This is a genomic window from Neobacillus sp. CF12, from assembly GCF_030348765.1.
GTDB lineage: Bacteria > Bacillota > Bacilli > Bacillales > Cytobacillaceae > Neobacillus.
On record NZ_JAUCEU010000007.1, the window covers coordinates 4,606,254 to 4,628,948 of the forward strand.

The following is a 22,695-nucleotide window of genomic DNA, read 5'->3' on the forward strand; positions in this document are numbered from 1 at the left end:
ATTTAATTGAAAGGCTTTGTTAAATTTGTCTGTTGATTTCCGCCCACTAAGGAAAACTGCTTTGAATAATCATCGCAGGGACAGGCGGTTTTTACCTGTCACGAGGCACTTCGCTTTCCGCGGGCGGTCCGGGAGCCGCCTCGGCGCTTAAGTGCCTGTGGGGTCTCCCCTGCCCCGTCCTCCCGCAGGAGTCTTCGTGCCTTCCGCGTAAATCAACAGAGTGCCAATATCAATTTAGTTTTAACAAAGCTAATTAAAAAAAGACCCTCATTTGGGTGAGGGTTAGGAAAGGCTAAATACTCGCTGGGTTATAGTTGGTAAAAGGATTTCAATTGTAGTTCCTTCATTTACTTCACTTGAAACCGTTAATAGACCGTTATGGCTTTCAATAATTTTATAACAGGTCATTAAACCGAGGCCAGTTCCTTTTTCCTTCGTTGTATAAAAGGGCTCACCGAGTGTTGGAATGCGTTCCTTTGGAATTCCAACTCCCTGATCAATAATAAGGATCGAAATTTTGTCCTCGTCCTTTGCCTTCACCCTCACATCAATATTTCCGCCATGGGGCATGGCTTCGATGGAGTTCTTGAGGATATTTATAAAAACCTGCTTTAACTGGTTTTCCTCACAGCTAATCTTAGGCAGGTCACATTCAAATTCTACAAAAATTTGTACGTTGTTTAAAATAGATTGAGTATTAATTAAAGTTACAACATCTTTTATTAAATCTTTTACATCTTTTTCTGCAAAAACAGCCGCAGTTGGTTTTGCCAGGACAAGAAATTCGCCGACAATATTATTGATTCGGTCTAGCTCGGATAACACAATATCATAGTATTCTTCACGATGATGCTCGATTTTGAATAGCTGAATGAATCCTTTAATGGAGGTAAGCGGATTGCGAATTTCATGGGCAATGCCTGCAGCCATTTGGCCGAGGAGAGCTAATTTTTCCGATTTTTGCAGCAGTTGCTCGGTTTGTGCTTTTCTTTCGGTAATATCTTTTCCAATTGACAAAATAGCCTCTTTTCCTTCGAAAGTTATGTACATGGAAGCGCCTTCGAAGACAAAGAGAGAACCGTCCAACCGGATAAATTTGTATTCGATATTGTTTAAAGGAAGTTTTTCTTTTTTTACTTGTTTCAAACGTTCGGTTAGTCGTTCCTTATATTCCGGAAAAAGATAGTTATGTATCGAGGTTCCAATTACCTCTTCCTTTTGCGTTGCACCTATCATTTTTACAGCTTCTTTATTCACATAGATCACCTTATGGTCTTGGTGAATAATAACGGCTTTTGGCAGGGAATCTATTAATTTTTTATAGTTATCTTCACTGTCACGCGCTTTTTTTCCATAGAATCGTGCCCGGTCATATTGCCAGCCAACGAGCCAGGCAATGGTTGTGAAAATAAGGAAGTCTACCGTAAATATATCGTCATGATTGACAATGGTTTGAAAAATAGAAAAAAGTACAGAAATTAACACGAGTGTTATTTGGCCCGATTTATTCATTCATTTTTCCCCATGATTATCTGAATTTGTTACTATCATATCACGAAACATGATAAAGTTAATAGAAAATTAGTGCAATAGATTCATTTATTAAGATTAACAAGTGAAAACAAAAGCCAGGAAACCAGGCTGGCTTTTGTTACTAAAAAGGTAGTTTTACGATTGAGCCATTCTTTGAAATAAACTTAAGATCGATTGACCATATGTGGTTCCTGGTACAGCCCATTTTCCGTTTAATGCGGTCCAGGTTGTGGCAGAACCACGGTTGACAAGATGGAAGCGAGGATCAACTAATGGGTATCGATTTGGTAAAGGTGCAGTGGTAGCATAAGCAAACAAATGCTGAAGATGTGCAAGTACACCTTCCTCAGCTGTATTAAAGGTGGCACCTCGGGCACCACCACCTGTCGCACCAATTCCTGCAAAGTTGTTTTGCCCATTCCTTACATCGCCTGTAAACCGAAAATAGCCTGTTTCGTGCATGGCTTGGGCGAAAGCTACATCGCCTCTTATGCCATAATATTCACCTAACGTTTTATAATAATCTCCCAGTAATGGAGCATTAGGGTTGATCGTTCTGACATATTCATTCATTTTTTCAGCGGAGAGTTGGGTAGGTCCCAAAATGGTGGTTGGGTTTAGATCAATGGAGCGTGGAGTTGTACTAGTACTGGAGGCAGCAGTTTCTGTTGCTATGAAAGCAGTTATTCCTGTCTTTGCTTTGATTTCTGACACTTGCCTTTGGGCGTTGTCCCTAGTAGAAAATGCACCGGCTTGGACTCGGTACCAAGTCTCGCCCGAGATTATTGTGGTAACGATAAAGGATTGGATTCCTCTTGAACGCAGGAAGGTAACTCGCTCCTGTGCATTTTCTCTTGACTTGAATGATCCGGCAAATACTTTATACATTTCATCTCCTCCATTTATAGTTTCTCTTTATGTTATGAGAAAGAGAGGGGGGTGTCGATGGACAATTGCCTGAAGAAAAAGAAAACCCCCCTGGTGGAGGTTTCATTATGTTCCGCTATTAACGGTTCCTTTAATATGAATCTTTTTTTGCTGTTGTATTAAAAAGAAAAAGACACCGAGGAGGACGAGCATTCCACCTGCAATTTGCCAGTTAGCTAGATGCTCATTTAGCATAATAACGGCTAATATCGATGCTCCCACGGGTTCACCTAATATACTCATGGAAATCGTTGTAGCATTGACATAGTTTAAGAGCCAATTATTGATGATATGGCTTATTGTAGGTACGGTAGCAAGTAAAAGGAAAATCCCCCATTCCTTTGCGGGGTATCCGCTAAAAGCAACATTTGCGCTTACGTTATAGATTGTTAGAACAATGGTTGCAATGAAAAACACACAAAAGCTATAAATCCAATGGGATACTTTTTTTACAATGCTTTGGCCAATCATTAGGTAGCCAACCACGGCAATGACACTTAAAAAGGATAGGATGTCTCCTAGAATAGCATCCCGGCTTAAAGCAAAGTCACCCCAGCCAATCATCATTGCGCCGATAATCGCAATTCCCATTGTCATCAATGCGGAAGCCGTTGTTCGTTCTTTAAATAGAAAGTACCCTCCGATTAGTGAGACAATAGGCTGCAGCGCAAGAATGATGGTAGAACTTGCAACAGTGGTTAATTTTAACGAACCGAACCAAAGGACAAAGTGTAAAGCTAAAAAAACGCCTGAAAAAAATAAAAAAGTCCAATCCTTTTTTGTGATTTTTTTAATTTCCTCGCGGTTTTTCCAGACGATAGGAAGCATTAATAGACTTGCGAACATCATGCGATACATACTCAATATCGATGCAGGTGCGTCTGACCATTTTACAAAGATTGCTGAAAACGATATGGCAATAATCGAAATGGTGAGCGGTAAGACAATAGATCTGGAATTCTCTTGTTGGTTCATTTCTTTCCTCTTTTCTGGATATATGGGTGATACGGATTTGATAGAAATAAATCTAAATGAATTTTATCACAAATATCGTACCCGGAGATACTAACAAAACTCACCAGCGACATACAAAAAACGTCAATCCCATATTGCGAAGAGGGGTTGACGTTTTTTAGGTGATTAGTTGTTTGTATAAAGCTCTTGGGTATGCTTTTTCTTTTCTTCCAATGAATTCATGAAACGTTCCATTCGTTTTACGGCTTCTTGTAGTTGTTCCATTGAAGTCGCATAGGAGCACCGTACATAGCCTTCGCCACTCTCGCCAAAGGCACTTCCAGGTACGACTGCTACTTTTTCTGCTAGTAGAAGTTCTTCAGCAAATTGTTCAGAAGTCATACCAGTTTTCTTAATAGAAGGGAAGACATAGAATGCTCCACCTGGAGTGTGGCAGTCCAATCCAATATGGTTTAAGGATTGAACGATGTAATTCCGTCTTCTACGGTAACTTCTTCTCATGCTTTCCACTTCGTGATAGGTATTTCGTAAAGCCTCGATGGCACCATGCTGCAGCATATGTGGTGCACACATGGTGGTATATTGTAAGATTTTTACCATTTGTTCTGTGAATGGTTTTGGTGCAGCTAAGAAACCTAATCGCCAGCCTGTCATGGCAAATCCTTTTGAGAAGCCGTTAATTAAGATGGTTCGCTCGTACATGCCTTCAATAGAAGCAAAGCTTGTATATTCTTCATCATAGGTTAATTCTGCATAGATTTCATCCGAGACGACGAGTAAGTCGTGTTTTATGATTACAGATGCAAGGTTTGTTAATTCTTCTTTGTTTAGATAGGTTCCCGTTGGGTTATTTGGTGAACACAACAATATTGCTTTTGTCCGACTGGTAATAGCATTTTCGATTTGTTCGGGTGTAAGTTTAAAGCCATTACTAGGGTGTGTTGAGACTGGTATTGGCTTCCCGCCTGCCAAGGTGACTAATGGCGCATAAGAAACGAAAGCAGGTTCAATAATCAATACTTCGTCTCCCGGGTTCAAAATAGCACGGAAAGATAGGTCAATCGCCTGACTAGCACCGGCTGTCACGATTACTTGGTCGACAGGATTATACTTTACACCAAATCGTCGATTTAAGTAGAAGGAAATTTCCTCCCTTAATTCTAGTAAACCGGGATTGGCCGTGTAAGAAGTATAGCCTTCTTCTAATGAAAGAATTGCTGCTTCCCGAATGCTCCACGGAGTAATAAAGTCCGGCTCACCGACCCCTAAAGAAATGACTCCTTTAATGGAAGCAGCCAGGTCAAAAAACTTCCTAATTCCAGATGGTTTTAGTTCTTTTACCATCTCCGATAAATAGTGTTGATGTTCCTTCATCATGGTGAAACCACCATTCTACGGTCTTTTTCATTGTTATCGCCAAAGATGACACCATCATGTTTGTATTTTTTTAACATGAAATGAGTGGTCGTAGAGATTACATTATCAATGGTTGATAGCTTTTCCGACACAAATCTAGCGATCTCACTCATTGTTTTTCCTTCAATGGTAATCGATAAATCATAGGCTCCAGACATGAGATAAAGTGAGGTAACCTCAGGAAAGCGGTAAATTCTTTCCGCCACTTCATCGAAACCAACCCCGCGTTTCGGTGTCACTTTTACATCAATCATCGCCACAATATTTTCCTTACCAGCCACCTTACTCCAGTCAATCAAAGCCGGATAACTAACAATGACCTTCTCATCCTCTAGCTTCTTAATGATAGCCGTAACATTCTCCACACTCGAACTAACCATCAAAGCAATATCCTCCACCGAAACCCTATGGCTCTCCTCCAAAATCGAAAGAACCTCTAACTCCTCACCAGACAACCTCATTTAAATCCCCCTCATAACGTTCAAATTTAATATTACTATAATACATCATTGTTAGAATAAATAAAATATAATATGGTGCCTCTTCAGGTGCCTGTCACCACTCGTGGACAAATGGGTGTATTTGTCCGTGTGAGGTGGACAGTTGCCTGTTCCTTAGTTAGGTTGAATGAAATAAGGGTTTTGGCACATGTTGTGCTGAAAACCCTTTTGGATATTACTGTTGTTTTTTTACTAGGTAACGAAGGATAGCTGCGAGCCCTGCTCCGTGTCTGAATTCCCCATTATTAATTAACTGATTTAATTTGTCCATTTCGATGGTATGTATGTCTATTTGTTCTGTTGCTTCTAATTGTTGCTCCTTCTTTATCAGGTCGGTAGCGGCAAAAAGAAATATCTGTTCACTCGTGGATCCAGGTGAGGGGTAAACACTGCCTAAATCTATCCAGTGATTTGCCTGGTAGCCTGTTTCTTCCTCTAGCTCTCTTTTTGCTGCAGAAAGGGGTTCGATATCGTCTGAATCAATGGCGCCAGCAGGCAATTCCCATTGCCAGTCTTTGACAGCATGGCGATATTGCCGAATACAAATGACCTTTCCATCCTCCGTTATTGGCAGTATACACACTCCTTTTGAGAAATTCACATAAGAGAAATGCATATCTGTATGATTTGGCAGGGTGACGTCTTCCTGCACAATTTCAAATCGGTCTATTGTGTCTTTTTGAACGTTATTAATTTTCCATTCCACCTAAAACACCTCTTTCGTATGTGCTAATAGATTAATTTTTGCTTAAGACTAGATGAAATTCAAGGAAAAAGGTGGGGTAGCTGGTATTAATAGTCTTAATTTCCTAAATCGAGTTGTCTTTTTTGTTTTATCCTAAAGAACCTAGCTATCCCTATTGCAATCAAAATCCCTGTTAAATCAAAGCCAATATCAAAAAGCCTTCCACCACGGGTGAAATGTAATTGTAGAACTTCAGTAAGGGCGGCAAAAGAGGCGGCCATAAATAGGATGAGTAAGTTTGACCTGAATTTTGTCAACAACAGAACAGTTAGAACAAGAAAAACGACTACATGTCCAAGCTTTTGAACCATTAAATCTCTGGAAATGCCAGCGGGAAACGGTGAAAAGAACGCAGAATAAGATGGGGAGGAATCCCATTGAAAGCTCACGACCCCAAAATGAATCAAATCATGAAAGCTGGCAGTACTAGTTAAAATCAAAATAGCGCTGCACCAAATAAAAATAAACAAACTCCTCATCGCTCATCCTCCTCAACTAACAAGTTTGACGGATACAAGTAGTTTCATACATGTGCATAAAATGGCTGTAAATTATGTATAATTGAAGGGATATTGCATAAATGGTGACAGGCACCATTGTTGGCACCATTGTTTAGGGGGACGCAGGGATGAGGGTGGCAGCTATAGAGAATGTAAGAGTTCATGACTTTGTGGTGTATTGTAAGAAGCATCGGAAGCTGGTTGATGATTCTTACTTGTATGATTTTGAATTAAGAGACTTTGAGGTTAGTGAAGAGAATCCAACTTTTGTCATCCTAAATCAGCAGGATGAAATTGTTGGTGCTGCTTCGTTGGTGATGGATGATTACCATAAACGAGGGAGAAGAGCGCGTTTTCGGATTTTTCACTGTGAAGTTGATGATCTCCAACTCTATGAACAGCTGCTGCAGGCAGTTTTAAAACAGACAGCAGACCTTGATAAGGTGTTTTTATTTATTCCTGTTGTAAATAATAAATTGATAGAAATCATCCAAGGTTTAAATTTCTCTTTGGAAAGGTACGCCTTTCTCCTTATGAGAGAGGATTCGGACGTCCCTGAAGCTAATCTTGCAGAAGGATATGAGATGAAGGCCTTTCAAAGAGGACAAGATGAAGAAAATTGGGCTAAGGTTCGAAATGCAGCTTTTGCTACTTTAAAAGGCAGCGAAACGCCTATTACTACCGATGGAGTGACAAAGCTGCTTCATGATGAGGATTACCTTGAAGGAGGTATGATGCTTCTTTTCCATCAGGGAAAGCCTGTAGGAGTAATTAGAGGAGCAGATGATGAATATGAAAATGCTCCAATCATGAATATCGGACCGGTCGCGGTGATTCCTGAGTACCAGGGACGCGGATTAGGCAGAATTTTGCTTAGGACTGCCTTAAAGTTTGCTAAGGAAAAGGGCTATAATCGAACCATCCTCAGTGTAAATGGGGAGAATGAGCGGGCACAGGCACTTTATCTTCAAGAGGGCTTTAAACAGGTAGAGGCCGTTGTTTGTTACGAATATTTTTTATAAATTTGAAAAAAGGCATTTCTCAGATTTACGCGAGAAAATGCCTTTTTTTAGCGGAAATATAATTTTTCTATTAAAACAGTTTATTCTTCATTATTTTTATTTATTTAATTACGTTCCATATACCGTAAAGTTCCATATGCTTTAGTAATAAGGGGTGAAATGTAATGAAAAAAGACCAATTTGATGCAGAAACGCTAAAGCATATAAGGAGCCGTCTTGACACTGTTTATGCAATTGCTAAGAAAAATTACAATGATAACCCTGAGTTGATGGACACGATCGAGAGTTTAGCTCAAATAGCCATTATGTTTACTAATATTAAGCTTCAAGAGGTTAATGATCAGGACGAAACCGCTAGCCCTCAAGGATACATCCTTTCAAAACTGTCACACTCATACTCTAGAATGACAGAGTATGAAAAACTAAAAGTAAAAGACTTCCCAAAATGGAAACTGTAAAAAGCAAATCCATACGGAAACAACATAGCAAGTAGAGAGAAGTGCCAATCGGTACTTCTCTTTTGCTTGAGCGGTGACACTGAATTTTGTGGTGACAGGCACCATAGTCCCATAGAACGACATATGGTGATGTTTAATATTGGGATGTTGGAAAATACTGTATTTATGGACTGGTTTTTTTGCGCGAAAGGGGGTTTTAAGGTTGGGGATTAGTGCGTTTTCGATTAAGCGCCCTGTTTTTACTCTTGTTACGATGTTTCTTGTTTTGATTTTGGGCGGAGTTTCGCTAATGAAGATTCCAATGAAACTGATTCCTGAGATTAGTCCGCCGGTTGGAGTCGTTGTCACTACTTATCCGGGTGCTAGTCCGGAAGAGGTAGTCGAAAAGGTAACGAAACCATTAGAGGAGAATCTTGCCACACTGCCTGGCATAAAAACGTTAACTTCCTCATCACAGGAAGGTGCAACATTCATTATCATGCAATTTTCGTGGACTACGGATATTGATGAAATTCAGAATGAGGTTATTCAAAGGCTCGATATGACACCACTTTCTGAGGATGTAGGCAAACCTCGTTTTTTGAAATTTGATCCTTCTATGTTTCCAATTATTCAGCTTTCACTTCGTTCAGACAAGGATGAGGAGTCATTAAGAGAGCTCGCAGAACAATTAAAACTGGAACTAACCAAGGTAGTCGGAGTGGCGAGTGTTAATCTTTCAGGGACCTCGATAAAAGAGATACGAGTAGAGTTAAATCAAGAAAAGTTGAAGAATTATCACCTTAGCCATTCAGATGTCGTTGATATCATTAAAGCCAATCATATCTCTTTACCAGGTGACACGATTTTAACCGAGGGAAAAGAGCTTACTACTAGGATTATCAGCAGAATTGATTCAATTCCTACCCTTGAGAGTTTAACAATCGGTGTCAATCCCATGACTGGTGCACAAATCAAACTGAAAGACGTCAGTACCGTTGAACTTACCAAGGCAGATGACAGGACAATCACGCGAACAAATCAAGCACCTTCAGTTCTGTTAAGTGTACTGCAGCAATCGAATTCAAATACGGCTGCCGTGTCAAAGGAATTTATTCAACAACTGGACAAGCTTCTTGAAAAAGAAAAATATAAAGGTGTCCAATCGGAGATTCTCTTTGACCAAGGGGAGTACATCCAGATGGCCATCAAGAATATTTCAACTTCGCTGCTGGTTGGCGGGGCATTAGCGATGGCTGTGCTGTTTTTATTTTTAAAAAATATAAAAAGTCCGCTTATCATCGGAATCGCGATTCCGTATTCTGTGATCGTTACGTTTGTTTTGATGTATTTTGCTGATTTCACTTTAAATATCATGACCCTAGGAGGACTTGCGCTTGGCATAGGGATGCTTGTTGATAACTCAATTGTGGTGATTGAAAATATTTACCGTCATCTTTCAATGGGGAAAGCCCCAAAGGTTGCTGCGCTAGAAGGTACGAAAGAAGTAGGAGCAGCGATTACGGCGTCGACGTTAACAACCGTGTCTGTATTTCTACCAGTGGTATTTATTTCAGGGTTAATTGGCGAGCTTTTTACTGAATTTGCCCTTACCATCTCGTTTAGTTTATTTGCTTCCCTAGTGGTTGCTTTGACAGTGGTGCCGATGTTGGCAAGCCGATTATTACTCGTCCCAGAAAAGACTCTATATAACAGAAGGCAGAAGAATAGCTGGTTAAAAAGAATTGAGAAATCTGTTCACTGGAGTTTGCAGCACAGAAAAGCCGTTTTACTGATCACTTTATCCTTGCTTGTCATTGGAATATTTGGCTTAACAACAGTGGGAACACAGTTTTTGCCCAGTACGGATGAAGGTTTTTTTAGTGTGAAAATTGAACTTGAAAACGGAGCAGCTCTAATTGAAACAGAAAAAGTCATGACCGCTCTAGAAAAGAAATTAGAGAATAAACATGATGTCGACACGTATGTTAGTTTAATTGGTACAACCCAAGAAGGTACCTTCAGGGGAGCAAGAAATGCAAATGTAGGTGAACTTTATATTAAAATGAAGGATTTGAATCAGCGTAAGCAGACTACCTTTAGGTTTGTCGATAAGATAAAAGATGAGTTGGAGGAGGCAGCACGTGAAGCAAACGATACCGCGAAGCTTTCTTTTATTTTGCAGTCCTCAACTGGGTCCAATCCACATACACTTAACTTTAGTGTTAGAGACTCTAGTAAAGCACGCCTAACAGATTCGGTAGATAAAATCTACAATCGAGTAAAGAACCTAAAAGATGTGAATGAATTAACAACGGATCTGATGGAAAAGGTAGACGAAATTCAAGTGACCGTTAATCGCGAGGCGGCACTAAGACATGGACTGCTTCCTGCTCAGATTGCCATGATTGTAAATGATGTGACTCGTGGCATGAAGGCTACACAAATGGTTACGGAAAAAGGTGATATCTATAGTGTATTTGTTGAATATGACCGAGAAATTACAAGTAATCTTGAACAGCTTAAAGGTTTATTAATTAAGAAACCAGATGGCAGTTATGTAAGGCTCAAAGAGGTAACCACAATTGATACAAAAAATGGTCCGGTCGATATTCATAGAATTAATCAGCAGGGTGCAGTGCAATTTACGCTGAAATATAAATCAACAACCAATTTAGGGGCGATCTCAAAAAAGGTCGAGAAGGAAATTGCTTCCCTCAACCTCCCGGAGGAAGCGGTGATTGTGTTTAGTGGTGAGAAAGAATTGCTTGATTCCTCCATCGATGAAATGATCCTCGCGCTGATTCTTGCCATCCTATTTATCTATTTGGTGATGGCGGCGCAATTTGAATCACTAAAATACCCGTTTGTGATTATGTTTAGCGTTCCTCTGATGGTGATTGGGGTGGCGCTTGCTTTGGCGGGGTCGAGGACTCCGATTGGCCTCACTGTTATTATTGGGGTCATTGTCCTAGCGGGGGTTGTCGTGAATAACGCCATTGTCATAGTTGACTTTATCAATCAGAAAAAGGAGAGCGGAATGGGCACTCATGAGGCAATTGTGGAGTCGGTAAGAGATCGGGCAAGACCGATTTTTATGACTGCCCTTACCACCATTCTTGGACTAGTTCCGCTTGCACTCGGGATTGGCGAAGGAACTGAAATCAATCAGCCAATGGGAATAACGGTCATCGGAGGAATGATTAGCAGTACGTTACTGACTTTGATTGTTGTCCCTGTTATTTATAGTTATTTTGATGGTCAAGGCACTGCCCGCTCCGGTAAAACTTTATAGTGAAAAAATCCCAGAATAAAGGCTCAGAGCAAATCGGTATCTGAGCCTTTATTTTTTTAAAAAAGTTTTGGTTAAAGCACCTACCTCATACAGATTATTACTTTCCTGATTTTAACACAATATGACAGTTACTTTTATTCATAAAAGGGGAATTTTTGTTGATAAGTTGATATATAAGGGGATTATAGGGGAAATTGTCTAACGTTTTACAATTCAATTGGAAGGATATCACACCTTCAAAAAGGAAAACTATAAGATGTTCGTTATTAGGAACTTTTTGAGGTGATGGGTGCAGTGGTGTTACTCTTTCATTATTTATCGCTATTAAATATTTTTGATGCCTTTATTACTTACTTTGGTCTGGAAAACTCATTCATACAGGAAATGAACCCATTAATGAGTAAAATATATGAAGCTAGTCCCGTATTGTTCCTGATTACCAAACTGGCATTTTCGCTATGCCTTTACCTTTTTATTCTTTTTAAAAAAGTACCAAGTTCCTCTCTCACAAAGGGATTGACGGTCTTTGCTACAAGCTTTTATACCGTAATATTTTTTCTCCACTGCTGGTGGATTGTTGTCCTTATTTAAAGGTGCCGGCCCATTGGATGGAGGAAGGTATATTTTCTAGTCAGGATTAGTAGTTTAGTAATTTATTCTGAATTTTTTTACAAGGAAATTGCCCCATAGAACATCGTGATTGATATGATGGTTATCTCTTTCCCTCCTCCTAGAATTACTTCTATTTTTTTGAAAAGATATCCTTAATTAAACAAAAAGTGTATCTATCTGACATAATTTTGTATAATTAATAGAAATTAGGAATTCACAAAAGAGAGATAAAAAGATACATAATTTTTATGTGAAGGGGAGGGAGCGCCATGAAGAAGTTTGGGATTGCGGGTTCTATCTTTGGGATTCTGGCTTGTATCGTGGGAGTCTACTTTTATTTAGGTAATGATAGTGGGCAAAAAATGACTTTAAAGAAAAATGATCCTGTAACGACAAAAGAGGCACAAACAATCATCGAAAAAGGATTTGCGGCCCCAGTATCAAGCAAAGTTACCGAAAAATATGAAACAATGGGTGAAGGGGAACTAATCCAAGAAGTTCACAATATGACCCATCAAAAGGTAAAGGCCGATAAAAAATGGGGTGCCTCAGAAATCACCGCCGATAAGGTCCAGTTGTTATATGAAGTGATAAGAAACAAAGAATTTAAAAACAGCAATAACAAACAAATGCTGCTAGAAATACTAGAACCATGGACAAATCAAGACTTCAGCAAGTCAGTAAGCGCTCACAACAAAATTTGGTCCTACCAAAAAGGCAACATCGGCAAAGCAACCCGACTCCTCACCCCTGAGGAAGAACTAAAATACATAGAAGAAGAATTCCGATAGGTTGGTGCAATAGATGGTGACTCATTAGTGGTGCCACTATAGTGGTGCCTGTCACCGCTCGTGGACACTGTCCACCTCAGGTGGACAGTCGGATGGATTTTTAACACGTAAATAAGTATATGCGGTCCAACTAAATTAATAATTGGACGTGGATGGACATAGTCTTTAGTACGGGGAGTCTGTATTAAAGGAGAGGAACATGCCTAGGAAATCTGCGTCTTTTAAGGTTCTTTTAATGGGAATGGTGTTGTTAGTTGGTATCGTTATTGTAATAATGTTTATAAAAGGTGCTTGGTCTTCGCCCGAGAAAGAGGCAGCTGCTGTGGTGGAAGAGTTTTATTTGTATGAACAAGAAGGAGAGTTTTCCGCATCCTGGAAACTTTTTCATTCAACCATGAAGGAAAGATTCAGCAAAGGTTTTTATATCCAAGATCGGGCTCATGTTTTCATGAACCACTTTGGGGTCGAAACATTCAACTTTACATTGAGTGGGCCAGAAAAAATCGACCAGTGGAAAATGTCAAAAACAGGACCTGAATTCAAAAACGTATACAAAATCCTCGTTACCCAAACTTATAAAGGAAAATACGGAAACTTTGACCTCGAACAAGAGGTCTTTGCTGTACAAGAAAAAGATGAGTGGAGAATACTTTGGGATTATAATCAGTAGCTTTTGTAATGGTGATACTCAAACGGTGACAGGCACCGCCCGTGGACAAATCGACCATTTTGTCCACGCGGGGTGGACAGTCAGTAAACTAAGCGATGGTGGGGAAAGGTTGACGTGTGGGGTTGATTTGGGTATAATTATCTTGAATTCGAGATAATTATTCACGCATGATATTGTATTGAAGTTCGGTTAGGAGGCTATTCAATGGAGTTGTTAGGTTTACACCATGTTTCGATACTAACGGGTAAGGCTGAGAGGAACTTTCAATTTTATACAAAGATTTTAGGTTTGAGATTGGTAAAGAAAACGGTGAATCAGGATAACACCGAGTCTTATCATTTGTTTTATGGTGATGCAAAGGGAAGTCCAGGGACGGAGATTACGTTCTTTGATATTCCTGGATTGGGTCATACCTATCCTGGGGTCGGAAGTATTTCGTCCACCTCACTTCGAGTTAAAGATACTATTGCACTCCAATATTGGGTGGAACGTTTTAAGCAGTTTAATATTCAGCACGGTCAGATTGAGAAACGGAATAATCGTGATTCTTTGGCCTTTCAGGATTTTGAGGGAACACGTTTAGTTTTAGTGGCCGATAATGGTGAAGAGGGAGTACGTCCAGGTATACCTTGGGATAAAAGTCATGTCCCCGTTGAAAATGCCATCATTGGGTTGGGCCCAGTTACCTTAACTGTCGCAGTACCTGACAAAACGGTTAATGTTTTAACGGATGTGATGGGCTTTAAACCGGCAGGCACTTATCCGTCGCTTGCTGGGGATTTCCCACCTATTCAAGTATTTACAACAGGTGAGGGCGGGCCAGGTGCGGAGGTGCATATCGAGACCAGACCAGATTTACCGAGGGTGCGTGCTGGCCGTGGCAGTGTTCATCACGTTGCATTTCGCGTTCCGAATGAGGAAGAATATGAATATTGGGCACAGCGAATTGCTTCATCGGGCCTAATGAATTCAGGTAAAGTGGAGCGCTACTATTTCAAGGCTCTTTATTTCAGAGAACCGAATCATATCCTTTTCGAATTATCAACCGATACACCTGGGTTTGATGTGGACGAGCCCGTTGAAACATTAGGGGAAAAGCTTGCACTCCCACCATTCTTGGAGCCCCGCAGGGCAGACATTGAGGCTAAGTTAAGACCATTAGATTTAGAAAAATAAACTTTTTTATGGGAGACAAGGTCTGGTGCCTTGTCTTTTTGTTGGCACAACCTTCTCAATGTATTAATCTATAGAAAAATCCACTAGTTAAGTTTTAAAAAAAATTTTTTAAAAATTCTCCAACACTTTTCTTTCCTCAATCGTTATCTACATGAAAGCGGCTAAAACAATGAAATTTCTCAACGCATTACAATGAATTCCTTGAAAAATAAAAATGAATAAAAGTGAGTGATCCATGTGAACGTGGGAGTGAGTGATTTATATGAAAAACTAAAAGATGATTTGTTCCGCTTTGCGAAATCCATTGCTAGACATGGGCAGGAAGCGAATGACCTAGTTCAGGACGCAATGGTAAAATCGCTTAACGAACCACAGCTTCTTGGTTTACCAGACTATAAACAGCGGGCCTGGTTTTTCCGAGTCATGAAAAACAGGCTGATTGATGATCGGCGAAAAGAGCAGCGGCTGACACAATGGGAGGAAGACCTTGATTTTTCCATCCAAGAGGCTGGTGTCAGTCACTTGGAAGTAACAGAGTTACTTTCTCACCTGCCACAGGAATTAAGTGATCTTATTTTTAAAAGATATTGGTTGGGGCTTTCAAGTCAGGAAATCGGTGAGCAGTTAAAGATTCCCGCGTCTACTGTTCGCTACAAGCTTCATCTTGCAATCAAGAAGTTAAGAACGATTTTGGAGGAGGAAAAATAATGAGTCAACGAATTGGAAATGTAGGATTATTAAATTTGGTGAATGCAACGGAAGAAAGTATTAAAGGTGTAGAACGGATAGAGAACGTAGGACTCGTACTCTATGGAAAAGAAAATGCACATCTTTTAACAAAGTTAAATATCGGTAATATCGGATCGAGTCTAGAGATTCCAGTTGGTTACCGTCTTTTTAATGGGGTTTTTACACTTGATCACAACTATCTTTCTTCGATTGTCGAACCGGTGTTTCTGCTGGTAAACGGCGTTGTGATTATTGATAAAAATGTTCAGGCAGACCAGGTCCAATCCGGGCAATTAAATTTGGTTGTAAACGGTACAGTCTATAGTCCTTCACATCTGTCGGGTGTTGCAGGTAAATTGCTTTCAAAGGGCACTGGAGCAGTTGAAACCTATCACGGTGCGCCGCCAAGGTTAGAAAATGGTAAATTCACATTGACAAACTCTTTCTTACAATCAGTAGAGGAACCATTATACTTAGTGGTTAATGGGCTACTTACATTTGCACAGGATCTTAATCTCGACCAGTTTAATGAGAAAATCAACAAGTTGGAGGTAAATGGAAAAATATCGCTCCATGAAAATCAAGAAGTGTATTTATATAAAAAGGTATCTTCTTTAACAACTTGTATAGTAGAAGTGATTCCTGAAGGGTATGAAGTCTTGGCAAAACCGCTTCGCTTAAATGCCCGTTCCATTCGCCGTTTCCAAAAGAAAAAATGGTATACAAATAAACCTGTCATTATCGAGAGTGACGTTTCAAGAGAAATGTTAACGAAAGCAGTCGAAAAAATCTACTCTACTTCCGTCATCATTTGCCCCGAAGAAATCGAAGACCTAGTCTATGAACGTTTAAGTCTAATGGAAACAGAAGTATTGCCTTACGAAAATAATTTTATCTTGATTGATGGGGAAGAAGTGTGGACGAACGACCAATTCCTCGCCTTAGATCAGCCGGTTACCTTGATTGTCAATGGACAGCTCATTCTTGATGGCGATGTAAGTGAAGAGGCACTTCGATCCAAAGTTTCAACGTTAGACGTTCTGGGTGAAGTTATTGTTCGGGAAAAGAAATTTAAAGGCATCCTTCAAAATGTCATTCGATTAAATACAGGTACAATAGAAGTAGAAAAAGGAAAAGAAGAAACCGGAAATACACTCCAAAACATAGGAGAACTATCATTATAAAACTACCCAAATCAACAGTGGACAGCCAAACAAAACCCCAAGCGAAAGATCTCGCTTGGGGTTTTTCTTTTGAGAAGTAGCGGTGCCTGTCACCATTTATAAATCACTGTATATTTATCTACGATGAAGTGTCCACCCTCGGTGGAAAGTGTCCACGAGTGGTGCCTGTCACCAATTTTTCTACGCTAACCCTGCCCGAGAAGAAGGTTGCTCCGCCGCCCATGTCGGCGATTCTGTCTGGTGTTAGTGTGTTTACGAGTTGCTTAGTTCCTTCTAAGTCTGCCCAGAGTCCTTGGGTGACGACTACTCCTGGGAGGACGTTTTCGCCGACAGCGACTTTTAGCTGACATTCCCCGCGTTGATTCCAGACACGCACATATTCCCCGTCCTCAATACCAGCAACTGCAGCATCCTCTATGTTCATGTGCAACCGAGGTTCTTTTTCCAGGGTAATGTGCTTTTGGTTATTTGAAAAAGTGGAGTTTAAAAAATTATGATTTGGTGCCGGAATAAAGTGATAAGGATGGTCTCCATCCTTTACGATTGGTATATACGTTGGCAATGGTGGATATCCATTCGCTTCCATCCGCTTGGAATACAATTCAATTTTCCCGCTTGGTGTCCGCAGCTTACCTGGGAACAATGGTTTTACCTTTGCTTTTACATAATGCTTCTCTACCAAATTTTTATAATCAATTCCATCCAAGCAGGGATTTCCACGTACCGCTAGTGCTTCGGCAATCATTTCAGCTTCTGTCTCCTCAAATGCAGAGTCTTCATATCCCATTCCTTTTGCCAGTAAGCGGAAAACGGAGACATTGGATTTTGACTCTTCATATGGCTCGATAACTGGCTGTTGAATTTGAAGATAATGATGCCAATAAGATGTGTAAAGATCTGTATTCTCAAAGGATGATGTAGCAGGTAAGACGATATCAGCGTATTTTGCTGTTTCAGTCAAAAATAAATCGTGAACGACAACGAATAAATCCTCACGCTCAAGACCTTTCCGAACCTTCTGCCCTTCTGGAGCAACGACCGCAGGATTACAGCTGTAAACATACAACGATTTTACAGGTGGTTCTAACGAAAGCAAAGCCTCGCCTAACCTGTTCATGTTAACTACTCTTGTCTGTTTATTTTTCAATAATCTTGGCCGTTGTAGTTTTGTGGTGTCAACTGTAAGATACCCTGAATTGCCTTTTATGGCACCGCCGCCTTTGATAATCCATTGACCAGTTAAGGCAGGTAAACAGGAAATAGTCCGGACGAACATACCGCCGTTGTCATGGTGTTGCGGTCCGTTTCCGATTCGAATAAAAGATGGTGAGGTATTTCCATACATTCTGGCAAGTTTATAAATATCATCAACCGGAACCCCGGTTATATTGGAAACAGTAGAGGGGGCGTATTGAATAACATGCTCACGCAGTTCTTCAAAGCCAACTGTATATTGTTGCAGGAAGCCGCCGTCTACCATGTTCTCAGCAAATAAAATATGCATAATTCCAAGTGCAAGTGCACTATCTGTCCCTGGTAATATCGGAATAAACCAATCTGCTAATCTCCCAGTTTGATTTTTATGAACGTCAATAACCACAATTTTGGCACCGTTTTGTTTACGCGCTTTTTGTGCCAATGCTACTTGGTGCATATTGGTACTCACCGTGTTAATACCCCAAAAAATAATCAATTTGGAATGTATCGTATCTTCTGGATCGATTCCATAGCTGCCACCCATGGTATATCTGTACCCAGCAGAACCAGCAGAGTTACAAATACTTCGCTCAAGCTGTGATGCTCCCATGCGGTGGAAGAAACGGCGGTCCATACCCTCTGCATTCAACAAGCCCATGTTTCCGTAAAAACTATAAGGCAGGATACTTTCTGGACCTTCTGTTTGAATAAGTGTTTTCCATTTTGAAGTTATCGTCTCGATGGCTTCGTCCCAGCTGATACGTTCGAATTTTCCTTCACCCTTAGCTCCAACGCGTTTCATAGGGTATTTTAAGCGGTTTTCATCATTAATCCGTTCCGCCATATTCCGGACTTTATTGCAAATATTTCCCTTCGTCACTGGATGCTCCGGATCACCTTCCACTTTAACCACTTTTCCATCTTCTTTATGTAAAAGCAATCCACACTGATCTGGACAATCAAGCGGGCAAACAGACTTAAAAACACCATTCGACCTCATGCCAAAACTCCCTTCATATCAACCTTTTTTCACAACTGTCCACTGGACACGGACAAAAAGGTGTTTTTGTCCACGAGCGGTGACAGGCACCGTTTATACATCAATGTTTTTTTTTATAATCATATGACAGCAAAGAGGGTTCAGCAAGTATAAATAACATTGTCCGACAATAACAAACCCCTTTACAATCTAGAAAATTTATCCTACTATTAAGACAACACTAAAAATTGCATACGGTTTTTGCACTAGGGGAGCTTTTTGGCTGAGAGGACGTTTGTCCGACCCTTATGACCCGATCTAGATAATACTAGCGTGGGGAAGTGCAGGAGAAGATTATCGTTGAACTCGACGTTGATAGTATTCGACTGCATTCCCATGGGATGCAGTTTTTTTTGTTGCCTAATAAATTAAATGGGGGATTGCAAAATGTCAAATTTTTGTGGAACGAGTGAAATAACAGGGGCGCGTTTTTCGATTTATCCGATGTCTGATCGGTTTGTAGAGATTATTCTATCAGCTTTAGAAGAAGTGGATACTTCAAAGGTTTGGATGGAATCGGACGATGTAAGCACATGTGTTAGAGGAAGATCGGAGCATGTTTTTGACGTTGTCAAAGCAATTTTCCTAGAGTCATCCAAAAACGGTGATCATGTCGTGCTCCAAGCAACATTTTCAAATGGCTGTCCGGGAGATTCTGCCGGTGATGTTTATCTTTCAGAAAACTCGGATCGACTAAATGAGGAAAAATCGCTGCAGATCCAGCAAGAGGTTGCTGTTCAATTTGCGCTATACCCAATGGGTATTCCAACCTATATGAATGTAATTGTGGACCAGTGTAAACTTGCTCAAGAGCAGGGTACTTTTACAAAAGGTGTTCACTATGCGTCAAGGCTTGATGGTGATGCAAATAAGGTTTTTAAAACGTTAGAGGATGCTTTCCAAGGCGCGCACGATAGCGATTCTACTCATATCGTTATGACGGTTGCGATGTCTGCGAACAGCCCTTCAAAAAAGGGGGATAAATAAATGCTCGCAAAATGGAAGCTCCGTGAGGTTATTGTTTTATCCGTACTAGCAGTTGTTTTTGCTGTCGTCTATCTGTTATTTCTCCAACTTGGGAATGTTCTGTTCGGACTATTTGGTTTGATTGGCTATGATATTATCTTCGGAATTTGGTTTATTGTTTCGATTATTGCTGCTTATATTATCCGCAAGCCAGGAGCTGCTTTTCTCTCAGAAACAGTCGCTGCGACGGTGGAGGTTATGCTCGGAAATGCGGTAGGACCGCAATTGATCATCTCCGGTATGATTCAAGGTTTAGGTGCGGAAGCTGTCTTTGCCGCAACAAGATGGAAGAATTATTCGACTTGGGTATTGATGGCAGCAGGAATGGGTTCATCCGTATTTAGCTTTGCTTGGGGCTTTTATGTCTCAGGATTTGCCGCTCTGTCGCCAGGTTATGTGACTGCGATGTTCTTTGTCCGCCTTGTGAGCGGAGCATTGCTCGCTGGTTTACTTGGTAAGTATTTAAGTGAAGGCCTTGCAAAAACAGGAGCCTTAAACAGTTTTCCATTAGGAAAGGAACACAAACGCAATGTTACCGTCTGAACAGATTAAAACTGAGGGGCTTGGATTCAGCTATGAGGATAGCGAAATTTTCACGAACCTAACCTTTTCGATTGAAAAAAATCAATCTGTTCTACTTTTGGGACCAAGCGGATCGGGAAAAAGTACACTCGCTTTCTGTCTGAACAAGTTATATCCAGAAGCAGTGGATGGAGTTTTAAAGGGAAGTATTGCTTTTGACGGTAAAAACCTGGAGGACTATAAATCGGGTGAACTTAATCAAAAAATAGGGATCGTTTTTCAAGACCCAGAAAGCCAATTCTGCATGCTGACGGTAGAGGAAGAAGTTGCGTTTGGCTTGGAGAATTTTCATGTACCACGGGATGAAATGGAAGCGAAGATTGATAGAGCACTAGAATGGGTGGGCTTGCAACAGTTGAAAAAGACTACCATCCATACATTATCTGGAGGACAAAAACAGAAACTGGCGCTTGCCTGTGTATTGTCGCTTGAGCCGGAGGTCATTATTCTAGATGAGCCGACAGCAAACCTCGACCCGCTATCAAGTTCAGACCTGGTAGAAACGATCGCTCGTTTAAAGAATGACCGCCCGTTTACGCTGATTGTCATTGAACACAAGCTTGATGATTGGGTGGAGTTGATTGACCGCTGTCTGGTTCTAGATTCTAGTGGAAGTATCCTTTTCGATGGTCCTCCTGTGCAATGTTTTGGTGAGTTTGCTCCGTATTTACAAAAGGAAGGCATTTGGCTGCCAAAAGTTGTAGAGGCTGGGCTGTCGGCTAGAAATGCTGGGCTGTATAAAGGGGAGAGACTTCCGATTCATCATCATGAATTACTGTCAGGGCTAAAGGATTCAACTGCTTTTTTTAATAAAGAAACCAAAGCCATTACCAAAAGGGATTCAATTCTCGAAGTCATAGGTCTTAATGCTCGTGGGTACCTAAAAAATATAAATCTTAGTATTCATAGGGGAGAACTAGTAGCACTGGTGGGTGCCAACGGTTCGGGAAAAACAACACTATCCAAATGCTTGGCAGGTCTGATTCCACTAACTCAAGGTGAAATTCAATTTCTCGGCATTTCGCTTTCTAAGTGGAAGGAGAAGGATTTATACAAGGCTCTCGGCTACGTATTTCAAAATCCTGAACACCAATTTATCACGGATAGTGTATATGAGGAAATTGCCTTTGGGTTGGAGAATCGACCGTCGGTAACCGCTATTCTTGAAAAAATGGGGCTGAAAAACCATATGGGCTCCCACCCTTTTTCCCTTAGCCAAGGGCAGAAGCGGCGGTTGAGTGTTGCAACTATGCTCGTTCATGAACAGGACCTACTGATACTTGATGAACCGACATTTGGTCAGGATGCCAACACTGCCACTGAAATCATGACTGTTCTAGATGAAAAGAATGGTGCAGTTCTTATGATTACCCATGATATGGAGCTTGTTGATCAATATGCCGATAGTGTTCATGTGTTAGATGGGGGAGAGTTAATTTATTCAGGGACGCCTGATAGCTTGTGGGACCATCTAGATATAGTGGACCGGGCAAGGCTAAAATTGCCTTTTAGGAAACAGTTGCAAAATGAAATGGTTAGGAGAGAGGTTCATGTTACTACATGAGGTGAATCCGAGTATAAAAGCATTTGCGGTCGTCATTTCTATCCTAATTTTATCGCTGTTTTTTGATCCGATTACACCGCTTGTGACCATCCTTTGGTCGGTAATGGTGACATTTATATTCGGACGCGTTTCTTTTAAAAAATGGCTGCTGTTATTTGCTCCGTTTTTATTTATCGCGTTCATTTATGTTTGGTCAACGATGTTGTTTCCGCGGCTGCAAGCAGGGGATTCCGTCCTTTGGCAGTGGGGATTTTTGACAATGACAGCAGAAGGATTTCAAAGAGGCGTTTCGCTGGGGTTAAGGGTATTAAGCTTTGCTACGTTATCGATTATGTTTACGCTAACGACAAAGCCAACAGACTTTCTCCTAAGCTTAATGCAGCAATGTAAGCTGCCGCCAAAGCTTGCTTACGGAATCATGGCGGGATATCGTTTCTTGCCGTTAATCAAGGAGGAGTTTCAGACCCTGCAAAGTGCGCATCGAATAAGAGGAGTAGCACGGGCACGAACGATACCTGAAAAAGTAAAGCAGTTGAAACGGTACGTGATTCCACTTCTTGCTGGAGCAATTCGCAAAGCCGAGCGGACAGCACTCGCGATGGAATCAAAAGGATTCACTGGAGAAAAAAATCGGATTTTTTTTCGAGAGATTCCTGTGTCGCGTATGGATTGGTTCTTTTTCATTCTCATGATTGGTGCCGTCCTGATCAGCGTCAGCATTTCTTGGAAACTGGGATACTTACAATTTTATAATGGTGAGCTTTAATACAAAAAT

At 40.7% G+C, this 22,695-nt stretch carries 21 protein-coding genes and 1 riboswitch; of the genes, 13 read left to right on the forward strand and 8 right to left on the reverse strand.

Annotated features, from left to right (window positions below; all coding sequences use genetic code 11):
* Positions 1–282: 282 nt before the first annotated feature.
* From QUG14_RS21855 to QUG14_RS21885, 7 genes are all read right to left on the reverse strand, one after another.
* On the reverse strand, positions 283–1,512 hold the full coding sequence (locus QUG14_RS21855) for an ATP-binding protein (protein ID WP_289342545.1): 1,230 nt from the start codon (positions 1,510–1,512) through the stop codon (positions 283–285).
* Between the two features lie 156 nt (positions 1,513–1,668).
* Entirely contained in the window at positions 1,669–2,421 is a 753-nt protein-coding gene (locus QUG14_RS21860) for an SPOR domain-containing protein (protein ID WP_289342546.1), read from the reverse strand.
* Positions 2,422–2,526: 105 nt separating this feature from the next.
* Positions 2,527–3,435 (reverse strand): DMT family transporter, encoded by a 909-nt coding sequence (locus QUG14_RS21865; protein WP_289342547.1) that lies wholly within the window; start codon positions 3,433–3,435, stop codon positions 2,527–2,529.
* Positions 3,436–3,600: 165 nt separating this feature from the next.
* The gene (locus QUG14_RS21870; RefSeq protein WP_289344208.1) at positions 3,601–4,809 is read right to left on the reverse strand and encodes an aminotransferase; all 1,209 of its coding nucleotides are present in this window, start codon (positions 4,807–4,809) and stop codon (positions 3,601–3,603) included.
* Positions 4,809–5,312, reverse strand: coding sequence for an Lrp/AsnC family transcriptional regulator (locus tag QUG14_RS21875; protein WP_289342548.1), 504 nt, complete (start codon positions 5,310–5,312; stop codon positions 4,809–4,811). Before QUG14_RS21875 ends, QUG14_RS21870 begins: the two co-directional genes overlap by 1 nt.
* A gap of 214 nt (positions 5,313–5,526) precedes the next feature.
* Positions 5,527–6,057, reverse strand: coding sequence for an NUDIX hydrolase (locus QUG14_RS21880; protein ID WP_289342549.1), 531 nt, complete (start codon positions 6,055–6,057; stop codon positions 5,527–5,529).
* Positions 6,058–6,152: 95 nt separating this feature from the next.
* Complete coding sequence (locus tag QUG14_RS21885; protein WP_289342551.1) at positions 6,153–6,575, reverse strand: VanZ family protein; 423 nt, start codon at positions 6,573–6,575, stop codon at positions 6,153–6,155.
* Between the two features lie 149 nt (positions 6,576–6,724).
* On the opposite strand from QUG14_RS21885, the gene QUG14_RS21890 reads away from it, so the two are divergent.
* The 9 genes from QUG14_RS21890 to QUG14_RS21925 all read left to right on the forward strand — a co-directional run bounded on the left by QUG14_RS21890 (position 6,725) and on the right by QUG14_RS21925 (position 16,512).
* A complete protein-coding gene (locus QUG14_RS21890) occupies positions 6,725–7,618 on the forward strand; it encodes a GNAT family N-acetyltransferase (RefSeq protein ID WP_289342553.1) in 894 nt (297 codons plus the stop codon).
* Positions 7,619–7,782: 164 nt separating this feature from the next.
* Positions 7,783–8,076, forward strand: coding sequence for a hypothetical protein (locus QUG14_RS21895; protein ID WP_289342555.1), 294 nt, complete (start codon positions 7,783–7,785; stop codon positions 8,074–8,076).
* Positions 8,077–8,278: 202 nt separating this feature from the next.
* Entirely contained in the window at positions 8,279–11,350 is a 3,072-nt protein-coding gene (locus QUG14_RS21900; protein WP_289342556.1) for an efflux RND transporter permease subunit, read from the forward strand.
* 285 nt (positions 11,351–11,635) lie between these two features.
* Positions 11,636–11,941 carry a DUF5658 family protein gene (locus tag QUG14_RS29810; RefSeq protein ID WP_353961112.1) on the forward strand — a complete coding sequence of 102 codons (306 nt, stop codon included), beginning with the start codon at positions 11,636–11,638 and terminating at the stop codon, positions 11,939–11,941.
* A gap of 290 nt (positions 11,942–12,231) precedes the next feature.
* Complete coding sequence (locus QUG14_RS21905; RefSeq protein ID WP_289342557.1) at positions 12,232–12,753, forward strand: DUF6241 domain-containing protein; 522 nt, start codon at positions 12,232–12,234, stop codon at positions 12,751–12,753.
* A 199-nt stretch (positions 12,754–12,952) separates the two neighbouring features.
* Positions 12,953–13,423 (forward strand): hypothetical protein, encoded by a 471-nt coding sequence (locus tag QUG14_RS21910; RefSeq protein WP_289342558.1) that lies wholly within the window; start codon positions 12,953–12,955, stop codon positions 13,421–13,423.
* A 204-nt stretch (positions 13,424–13,627) separates the two neighbouring features.
* The gene (locus tag QUG14_RS21915; RefSeq protein WP_289342559.1) at positions 13,628–14,599 is read left to right on the forward strand and encodes a ring-cleaving dioxygenase; all 972 of its coding nucleotides are present in this window, start codon (positions 13,628–13,630) and stop codon (positions 14,597–14,599) included.
* Between the two features lie 237 nt (positions 14,600–14,836).
* On the forward strand, positions 14,837–15,307 hold the full coding sequence (locus QUG14_RS21920; RefSeq protein ID WP_289342561.1) for an RNA polymerase sigma factor: 471 nt from the start codon (positions 14,837–14,839) through the stop codon (positions 15,305–15,307).
* A complete protein-coding gene (locus tag QUG14_RS21925) occupies positions 15,307–16,512 on the forward strand; it encodes a hypothetical protein (RefSeq protein WP_289342563.1) in 1,206 nt (401 codons plus the stop codon). The genes QUG14_RS21920 and QUG14_RS21925 overlap by 1 nt, the downstream gene beginning before the upstream one ends.
* Before the next feature lie 118 nt (positions 16,513–16,630).
* On the opposite strand, the gene QUG14_RS21930 is transcribed toward QUG14_RS21925, so the two are convergent.
* A complete protein-coding gene (locus tag QUG14_RS21930; RefSeq protein ID WP_289342565.1) occupies positions 16,631–18,709 on the reverse strand; it encodes a molybdopterin oxidoreductase family protein in 2,079 nt (692 codons plus the stop codon).
* Positions 18,710–18,946: 237 nt separating this feature from the next.
* Positions 18,947–19,045: riboswitch (TPP riboswitch) on the forward strand.
* Between the two features lie 90 nt (positions 19,046–19,135).
* On the opposite strand from QUG14_RS21930, the gene QUG14_RS21935 reads away from it, so the two are divergent.
* Genes QUG14_RS21935 through QUG14_RS21950 form a run of 4 tightly spaced genes read left to right on the forward strand, consistent with a single transcriptional unit; the run spans position 19,136 to position 22,686 of the window.
* Positions 19,136–19,735: a YkoF family thiamine/hydroxymethylpyrimidine-binding protein gene (locus tag QUG14_RS21935; RefSeq protein ID WP_289342567.1), complete on the forward strand. Its 600-nt coding sequence runs from the start codon at positions 19,136–19,138 to the stop codon at positions 19,733–19,735.
* Positions 19,736–20,317 carry an ECF transporter S component gene (locus tag QUG14_RS21940; RefSeq protein WP_289342568.1) on the forward strand — a complete coding sequence of 194 codons (582 nt, stop codon included), beginning with the start codon at positions 19,736–19,738 and terminating at the stop codon, positions 20,315–20,317.
* Entirely contained in the window at positions 20,304–21,920 is a 1,617-nt protein-coding gene (locus QUG14_RS21945) for an ABC transporter ATP-binding protein (protein WP_289342569.1), read from the forward strand. Before QUG14_RS21940 ends, QUG14_RS21945 begins: the two co-directional genes overlap by 14 nt.
* Positions 21,907–22,686: an energy-coupling factor transporter transmembrane component T family protein gene (locus QUG14_RS21950; protein WP_289342570.1), complete on the forward strand. Its 780-nt coding sequence runs from the start codon at positions 21,907–21,909 to the stop codon at positions 22,684–22,686. Before QUG14_RS21945 ends, QUG14_RS21950 begins: the two co-directional genes overlap by 14 nt.
* Positions 22,687–22,695 lie beyond the last annotated feature (9 nt).

Coding starts and splice junctions, on each gene's coding strand:
- QUG14_RS21855 (WP_289342545.1), bottom strand. CDS start 1,512: ATGAATAAATCGGGCCAAATAACACTCGTGTTAATTTCTGTACTTTTT.
- QUG14_RS21860 (WP_289342546.1), bottom strand. CDS start 2,421: ATGTATAAAGTATTTGCCGGATCATTCAAGTCAAGAGAAAATGCACAG.
- QUG14_RS21865 (WP_289342547.1), bottom strand. CDS start 3,435: ATGAACCAACAAGAGAATTCCAGATCTATTGTCTTACCGCTCACCATT.
- QUG14_RS21870 (WP_289344208.1), bottom strand. CDS start 4,809: ATGAAGGAACATCAACACTATTTATCGGAGATGGTAAAAGAACTAAAA.
- QUG14_RS21875 (WP_289342548.1), bottom strand. CDS start 5,312: ATGAGGTTGTCTGGTGAGGAGTTAGAGGTTCTTTCGATTTTGGAGGAG.
- QUG14_RS21885 (WP_289342551.1), bottom strand. CDS start 6,575: ATGAGGAGTTTGTTTATTTTTATTTGGTGCAGCGCTATTTTGATTTTA.
- QUG14_RS21890 (WP_289342553.1), top strand. CDS start 6,725: ATGAGGGTGGCAGCTATAGAGAATGTAAGAGTTCATGACTTTGTGGTG.
- QUG14_RS21895 (WP_289342555.1), top strand. CDS start 7,783: ATGAAAAAAGACCAATTTGATGCAGAAACGCTAAAGCATATAAGGAGC.
- QUG14_RS29810 (WP_353961112.1), top strand. CDS start 11,636: ATGGGTGCAGTGGTGTTACTCTTTCATTATTTATCGCTATTAAATATT.
- QUG14_RS21905 (WP_289342557.1), top strand. CDS start 12,232: ATGAAGAAGTTTGGGATTGCGGGTTCTATCTTTGGGATTCTGGCTTGT.
- QUG14_RS21910 (WP_289342558.1), top strand. CDS start 12,953: ATGCCTAGGAAATCTGCGTCTTTTAAGGTTCTTTTAATGGGAATGGTG.
- QUG14_RS21915 (WP_289342559.1), top strand. CDS start 13,628: ATGGAGTTGTTAGGTTTACACCATGTTTCGATACTAACGGGTAAGGCT.
- QUG14_RS21925 (WP_289342563.1), top strand. CDS start 15,307: ATGAGTCAACGAATTGGAAATGTAGGATTATTAAATTTGGTGAATGCA.
- QUG14_RS21930 (WP_289342565.1), bottom strand. CDS start 18,709: ATGAGGTCGAATGGTGTTTTTAAGTCTGTTTGCCCGCTTGATTGTCCA.
- QUG14_RS21935 (WP_289342567.1), top strand. CDS start 19,136: ATGTCAAATTTTTGTGGAACGAGTGAAATAACAGGGGCGCGTTTTTCG.
- QUG14_RS21940 (WP_289342568.1), top strand. CDS start 19,736: ATGCTCGCAAAATGGAAGCTCCGTGAGGTTATTGTTTTATCCGTACTA.
- QUG14_RS21945 (WP_289342569.1), top strand. CDS start 20,304: ATGTTACCGTCTGAACAGATTAAAACTGAGGGGCTTGGATTCAGCTAT.
- QUG14_RS21950 (WP_289342570.1), top strand. CDS start 21,907: ATGTTACTACATGAGGTGAATCCGAGTATAAAAGCATTTGCGGTCGTC.